The sequence below is a fragment of the Kitasatospora sp. MBT63 genome (genome assembly GCF_000710465.2).
Taxonomy (GTDB): Bacteria; Actinomycetota; Actinomycetes; order Streptomycetales; family Streptomycetaceae; genus Kitasatospora.
On record NZ_JAIZ01000355.1, the window covers coordinates 1 to 6652 of the forward strand.

Annotated in this window: 7 protein-coding genes and 1 pseudogene; 4 read left to right on the forward strand and 4 right to left on the reverse strand. The window is 74.6% G+C overall.

Annotated features, from left to right (window positions below; all coding sequences use genetic code 11):
- Positions 1–23: 23 nt before the first annotated feature.
- Together AA75_RS20855 and AA75_RS20860 are read right to left on the reverse strand one after the other, a co-directional pair.
- Positions 24–797: a VOC family protein gene (locus AA75_RS20855; protein ID WP_033821668.1), complete on the reverse strand. Its 774-nt coding sequence runs from the start codon at positions 795–797 to the stop codon at positions 24–26.
- 115 nt (positions 798–912) lie between these two features.
- Positions 913–1569, reverse strand: a complete 657-nt coding sequence (locus AA75_RS20860; protein WP_033821669.1) for a TIGR03085 family metal-binding protein — start codon at positions 1567–1569, stop codon at positions 913–915.
- A 141-nt stretch (positions 1570–1710) separates the two neighbouring features.
- Here AA75_RS20860 and AA75_RS20865 point away from each other — a divergent pair, with 141 nt between their 5' ends.
- Positions 1711–2403: an ester cyclase gene (locus tag AA75_RS20865; protein ID WP_033821670.1), complete on the forward strand. Its 693-nt coding sequence runs from the start codon at positions 1711–1713 to the stop codon at positions 2401–2403.
- 35 nt (positions 2404–2438) lie between these two features.
- Here the strand turns inward: AA75_RS20865 and AA75_RS20870 are convergent, their stop codons facing one another.
- Entirely contained in the window at positions 2439–2981 is a 543-nt protein-coding gene (locus AA75_RS20870) for a hypothetical protein (protein ID WP_033821671.1), read from the reverse strand.
- A gap of 260 nt (positions 2982–3241) precedes the next feature.
- Between AA75_RS20870 and AA75_RS20875 the strand changes: the two genes are divergently transcribed.
- Together AA75_RS20875 and AA75_RS20880 are read left to right on the forward strand one after the other, a co-directional pair.
- Entirely contained in the window at positions 3242–3535 is a 294-nt protein-coding gene (locus AA75_RS20875; protein WP_158515541.1) for a hypothetical protein, read from the forward strand.
- Entirely contained in the window at positions 3532–5358 is a 1827-nt protein-coding gene (locus AA75_RS20880; RefSeq protein ID WP_033821673.1) for a WXG100 family type VII secretion target, read from the forward strand. The genes AA75_RS20875 and AA75_RS20880 overlap by 4 nt, the downstream gene beginning before the upstream one ends.
- Positions 5359–5428: 70 nt before the next feature.
- Here AA75_RS20880 and AA75_RS20885 read toward each other — a convergent pair whose 3' ends face one another.
- Positions 5429–6163 carry a hypothetical protein gene (locus tag AA75_RS20885; protein ID WP_033821674.1) on the reverse strand — a complete coding sequence of 245 codons (735 nt, stop codon included), beginning with the start codon at positions 6161–6163 and terminating at the stop codon, positions 5429–5431.
- Between the two features lie 271 nt (positions 6164–6434).
- Here AA75_RS20885 and AA75_RS20890 point away from each other — a divergent pair.
- Positions 6435–6652, forward strand: a pseudogene (locus AA75_RS20890) (hypothetical protein); the annotation flags it as partial.

Here is a 6652-nt window from a genome sequence, read left to right on the forward strand (position 1 = left end):
CCCCCCAGGCCCCCGCCCGCCCGTCACATCCGCGGATCCGGCCGCAGCACCGCGAACGCCGCCCCGAACGGATCCTTCAGGACGGCGAGCCGCCCCGCGCCGGGCACGTCCGCCGCGGCCACCACCACCGAGCCGCCGCCCGCGGTGGCCGCGGCCACCACCGCGTCCGGGTCCTCGGTCGCGAAGTACGGCAGCCAGCCGGGGGACAGCTCGGCGTGCAGCGGCGCCGCGCCGCCGAACCCGGCCTCCTGCTGGTCACCGTCCGCGGTGGACAGCACCACGTAGTCGCTCGATCCCTCGAACTCCTGGGTGCGCCAGCCGAACACGCCCCGGTAGAAGGCGAGCGCCCGCGGGACGTCGGCGCTGTGCAGTTCGGCCCAGACGAAGCTGCCCGGGGCACCGACCTCGTCCAGCCCCTTGGTCCTGGCCGGCTGCCAGACGGCGAACTGCCCCCCGGTCGGGTCGGTGAACGCCGTCATCCGCCCGGCGTCGAAGACGTCGCCCGGAGCCATCCGGACCGTGCCGCCGCCCTGCTCGACGCCCTTGGCGGTGGCGTCCGCGTCGGGCGTCAGGAAGTAGAGCGTCCACGCCGACACCGCGCCCGGCTCGGTCAGCGGCCCGAGGGCGGCGACCGTCCGTCCGCCCTGCTGGAAGAAGCCGTAGCCGCCGGCCTGCGGACCGGCCGAGGCGAAGGACCAGCCGAAGACCGCGCCGTAGAAGGCGGCGGCGGCCCCGGGGTCCGGACTGCCGAGGTCCAGCCAGTTGGGCGAGCCGGTCCGGAAGTCGGTGGTGACCATGTGCGGTGCTCCTTCGGGCCAGGCCGGGGCCGCGCGTCACCGCTGTGACGCAGGACACGTCCCCGGTCGCTGTCAGGCTGGCACACCCCACTGACAATCCGGCGGGACCCGCCGGTCACGGCAGCGGCAGTACCCCCGCGAGCAGCGCCACCGCCTGCGGCGCGCCCTCCGCCTCGACGGCCGCCCGGGCGCCGCGCCCGAAGGCGAACAGCATCAGCTCGGCGCTCTCGCCGCGTACCCGTACCGTCGGCCCGGTCCGGTGCGGGACGGCCGCCGTCCGGCCGTCCGGCCGCTCGAACTCCAGCCGTACCGGCAGCCGCACCCCGGCCCCGAACCGGGCGACCGCCGGCAGCCGCCGCCACAGCGCCTCGGCGAGCCCCGGTTCGATCGGAGGCCCGTCGTCCTGTGCCGGGTCCCAGCCGTCGGCCGCCCGCCGGACGTCCTCGGCGTGGACGAAGTACTCGACCAGGTTGGCGGCCTCGTCCGCCCCCGGCAGCGCGAACGGCGACAGCCGCGGCGGGCCCGCCCGGAAGGTGCGCAGCAGTTCCTCGTACGGCCTGGCGGCGATCGAGGCCTGCACCCGCGCGTTCCACCCGGCCAGCGGCCGCAGCCGGATCCCGGCCGCCGCGTCCGGCCGGTGTTCGCGCAGCACCAGGTGCGCGGCCAGCTCCCTGGTCCGCCAGCCGCCACAGAGCGTCGCCGCCCCGGGACCCGCCGCCGCCAGCAGCGAGGCCAGCCGTTCCCGTTCCACCCGTGCATAGGTCGTCGCCATGCCGCCCACCCTAGGGCCGGGTGCCGCCCGCAGGGCAGGCCCCGGTCCCTGCCTTGTGATGGCCGGGGGCCGGGAGGAGAGTGGGAGGCAGCGCGATCCGCGGACGCAGGCAGTCAGGGGGTGTGATCGGGAGGTTCCGCGATGACCTTTCTACAGATCGTCGAGTGCCGGACGGAGCAGCCGGACCAGCTCAACCGGCTGATGGACGACTGGATCGAGCAGACCGCGGGCCGCCGCACGGCGACCCACGCGACGGTCGGCACCGACCGGGCGGACGCGAAGCACATCGTCGAGATCGTCGAGTTCCCGTCGTACGAGGCGGCGATGCGCAACTCCGTCCTGCCGGAGACCGACCGGATCTTCCGGGAGATGGTGGCGCTCTGCGAGGAGCCGCCCACCTTCACCGACCTCGACGTGATGCGCGAGGACCAGCTCAACATGGCGACGGTCCGCCGGCTGCTGGTCGACACCGCGGCGGGCGACATGTCGGCGATCGACGAGCTGATGGCCCCGGACTACCGTGACCACGACCCGTCGATGGCCGGCGACACCGTGGGCCCGGCGGCCGTCAAGGAGATGATCGAGGGCTACCGGAGGTCCTTCGACTTCACCTTCGACATCCAGGGCCAGCTCGCCGACGGCGACCAGGTGGCCACCCGCTGGATGTGGCGAGGCACCCACACCGGCGAGTTCATGGGGATGCCGGCCAGCGGCAAGACCATCGAGGCGGCCGGGATGACGATGTTCCGGTTCGAGGACGGCAGGGTGAAGGAAGGCTGGTGGTCCTGGGACTCGGTCGGCATGATGCGGCAGATGGGCATGATGCCCGAGTGACCGGCCCGGTACGGGCGCTCGGAGCTGACCGGCGGTCAGTGCAGGCTGCCGGTCAGCTTCCTGCCGCCCTGCCGGTCGCTGGCGGTCAGGGTGCAGGTCGCGTCGTGCATGCCCTGCTGGTAGTAGGCCAGGTAGGGGCCGAGCGGGAACCCGTAGTACGGGCCGCCGCCGCCCTGCCGCTGCTGCCACTCGGCCAGCGGCGCCGCGCACAGCTCGCGCAGGGCGCGGCCGATCTGGGTGTCGCTGGTGAGCCCGTCCGGCAGCACCACGTTGACGATGGCCTCGCCGTCGTGCGGCTGCGCGCACGGCCGCTCCTCGGCCCGGGTCACGGTGGTGCTCAGCTGCGGGTGGTCCAGGCAGGTGCCCGGCAGGAAGTAGGGGTATGGGAGCACCTTCGCGGGGCTCGGTGAGGGGCTGTCCGCCGGGCTCGACGCCGGGGGCGGCGGGGGAGCGGCGGCCTTCTTCTTCGCGTCCGGCCACAGCCAGAGCGCGGCCGCGGCCACCAGGGCCAGGGCCACCAGCGCGATGACGGCCGTCCTGACGCGGCGTGGCGGCCGGGCCGGTGTCTGGCTCTCCATCAGGACTGCTCCCCTCGTTCGCCCCGCGGCGCCGACCGGTCGCCGCCAGGGTGGGCGACCATTCTCGCGGTGCGGCGCGGGCGACGCCACGGGTTCGGTGACGCGAGGGTCCGCCGGTGGCTGACGCGGCTCCGTCGGTAGCTGACGCAGGGTCGGCCCGAGGTCCCCCTCGGTGACCGGACCCGATGGCATGTCAGTACGATAAGCCGCTCATCACCGGAAGAAGAAAGGCATCTGCCATGGGGGACAGCGGGTTTCGGGTGGATCCCGAAGCTATCGGTAGATACGCGTCAACCGTCACCGACCAGGTCGAGCAGCTCGACCAGATCCAGGCGGCGGTATCCGGCATCACCATCTCGGCGAGCGCCTTCGGCCACCTGCCCAACGCCCAGAACCTGGCGCACACCTACCAGGAGCACGCCTCCGCGGGTCGGCAGAACGTCGCCGACCTGGTCCAGGCGCTGGCCGGCACGGCGGACGGGCTCGCCTACACGGCACAGAACTACGCCGAGCACGATCGCATGATCAGCTCGGGTCTCGGGGGCGGCCAGTGAGCAGGCACCCGGGTTCGCACTCACCCTCCCACGGGCCGTCGCACCCCGCCGGCTCCTCGCACACCCCGTCGGCGCCCACCACCCGGGTCCCGCCGCCGCCCGCACATCCGCCGGCGCCCGCCCACACCCCGCCGCAGACCCCGGAGCCCACCCACCGCCCGGCCGGCCAGGCCGACGACGAGGGCGGCACCCCGGACCACCGTCCCGCCCGGCCGGGCACGGAGGAGCCGGCCGGCGGCACCGGCCACCGGGACGGCACCACCCCGCGCGGCGACACCACCGGGGACGGCGCCGGGGACACCACCCCGGGCGACGGCGACCCGGGCGCCGACGGTCCGGCCGAGCCCTGGTACGTGGGCATGGGCCGGTCGGCCGGCGAGGCGGCCGGGGCGCAGCTCGGCGACAAGGCGGGCGAGTGGGCCGGCAACAAGATCTTCGGCAGCCCCGAGGAGGGCGCCGGGGAGGCCGGGGGTGAGCCCGGCGGTTACGGCGAGGGCGCCTACGGCGAGCCCGGCGCTTACGGCGAGCCCGGCGCTTACGGCGAGCCCGGTGGTTACGGCGAGGGCGCGTACGGCGACGGCGGCTCCTACGGCGGGCCCGGCGGCTACGGCGCGGGCGTCGGCGCCGTGGGAGGTGCCGTCGCCGGTGACCGGTCGGCCTACGGTTCCGCCGGACCGTACCCGGGCGCCATACCGGGTGCGCTGCTGCCGGCGGGGAGCGGGGCGTACGGCTGGGCGCAGGCGCAGCCGGCCGCGCCGATGGCCCCGCTGGAGCCCGCGGCCCACCCGTCCCGCGGCGGCCTCGGTGGTGCGCTGGACGAGGCGGTCGAGTGGGCGCTGGAGAAGTCCGGTCTGATGCACATGCTGGAGAAGGTCACCGGTGACCTCGACCAGCTGAACGCCGCGGCCGAGGAGTGGCAGGCCCAGGCGAAGGCCGTCCAGATGGTGGCCGAGGAGCTGCGTTCCGGCGCCGTCTCGCTGTCCGGCGCCTGGCAGGGGTCCGCCTCGGACGCCTTCGGACGCCACATGGGCGAGGTGGCCGAGGCGCTCGACGCCACCGCCGAGGAGATGCTGCAGACCGCGCAGATCATCAACTCGGCCGCGCAGGAGTGCGCGATGGCCGAGGGCATGGTCATCGAGATCATCAGCGAGGCGATCGAGGTGCTGATCGCCTCGCTGGCCGCGGAGGCCGTGGTCGCGGTCCTCACGCTCGGCATCGGCCTGGTCGTGGACGCCCTGATCACCGAGGCGGAGATCGCGGTCTTCGTCGCCCGGGTGGCCCGGGTCTCCACCGAGCTGGCCACCAACCTGGAGAAGCTGCTCAAGGCGCTCAAGGAGCTCGGCACGGCCGTCAAGGCGGTCAGGAACATCCGGACCGCCAGGACCGCGCTGTCGGAGCTCAAGAACGTCCGCACCGCCGCCCAGGGCCTGCGGGACTTCGAGGAGGGCGGCGAGGGCCTGGGGAAGCTGGGCAAGGAGGCCTGGCAGAACCGGTCGCTGTCCGGGGTCGGCGACGGCCTCAAGGACTTCGCCGCCCGGCAGGCCGTCAAGCAGGGCGACAACTTCGTCACCGGCAAGGCCGAGGACGGTCTGCGGTCGGCGCTGGGCATCGAGGACGACGACCCGGTGCAGCGCGGCGAGCTCTCCGGCGGCGGGCTCGGCCGGGCGGCCGGCCAGTCCGCCTGGGCGGTGGCGAAGGAGGGCCTGACCGGCGAGACCAACAAGAACGCCGTCGAGGGCGAACTGCTGCACGACGTCGGCCTCGCGCACGACCCCGCTCCGTACCGGGTGGACCGCGCCCGGATCGAGCAGGCCTTCGGCTGACCTGACCCTGGCCCTGGCCCGGCACGGCCGGCCGACCCGGACCCCGCGGTCCGGGTCGGCCGGCCGTCGCTCAGGACCAGGCCGAGTACCGGGCCATGGTCGCGGTGAACTGCTGGGCGTTGTCCTCCCGGTCCAGGTCGAGCGCGATCCACGAGCCGTCCGAGAAGGCCAGGTCGGCCCGGAAGGTGAACCACGAACCGGGGACCTTCCCGCGCAGCGCGAAGCTGCCGACGGGCAGTTCGAACAGCGGCACGGCCTGGTACGCCTCGTGCCGCTCGAAGGTCCACTTGCGGCTCAGCACCAGCAGCCGCCGGTCGGTCAGGAGCAGCGTGAACAGGTCGTGGTCGGCCCGGAACTTCTCGCCCGGCGTGGTCCGCACCGCCGTCCACAGCCGCCCGGCCAGGCTCTCCCGGCCGCCGCTCCAGGAACCGCCGTGCAGCGGCCGCCGCAGCGCCCGGTACAGCCGGCGCTCCAGGCGCAGCCCGTACGGACGGCGGTACATCAGGTCCGGGATGAAGATCTCCACCAGCCACCGCGGCAGGAAGTACGTCCACAGGCCGCGCCAGAACCGGCGCAGCGCGCGCACCGCGACCCGGGCCGGGGCCCAGGCGATCTCATGGGTGGCGATCTCCCGGGAGAAGTAGAGCGGCAGCAGCGGGTCGAGGCGTACCGGGAACACCCCGGCCAGGGCCTCCCCGGGGTGCAGGTGCGGGGCGGCGGTCTGCTGCAGTGCCGGGTGGCCGGCCGGTACGCCGGCGCCGTCCCGGCCGGGTGCCGCCCCGGGGGACTGCTGGTAGGTGCTCACCCGAAGGTCTCCTCGGTCCGGTGTCCGACCGCCGTCGCGGCCGGCTCGCTGACGGCGTCCACCGCACTGGCGTTCGCCTCGGTCGGTGGCCAAAACTACCGCAGCGCCCCCGGCGCCCGCCGGGGATCGTGTGCCAACGGTGCCCTCCGCGGCCGCCCCTGACGGACGGCCGGGCCGCCGCACCCCGGTGGGGCCGCTCCTCGGCGCGCAACGGCTGTCTGACGCGGCACTAAGCTGAAGCCGGCACGACCCGGATCAAGGGACCCTGTTGATGCGCGTCGGAATCATCGGACACGAAGGACTCTCGGAGATCTCCGAGATGCTCATCCGCGGCGAGCTCTGGCGCCTGGTGACCGCCTACGGCGCCTACGAGCTGGTCGGGGTCGGATGCCTGGCGCCCGGGCCGGAGAGCTGGTTCGCCCGGGCGGTGCTGGACCACGGCGGCAGGATCGAGGCGATCGTCCCGGCCTCCGCCGCCCCCGCCGCCCC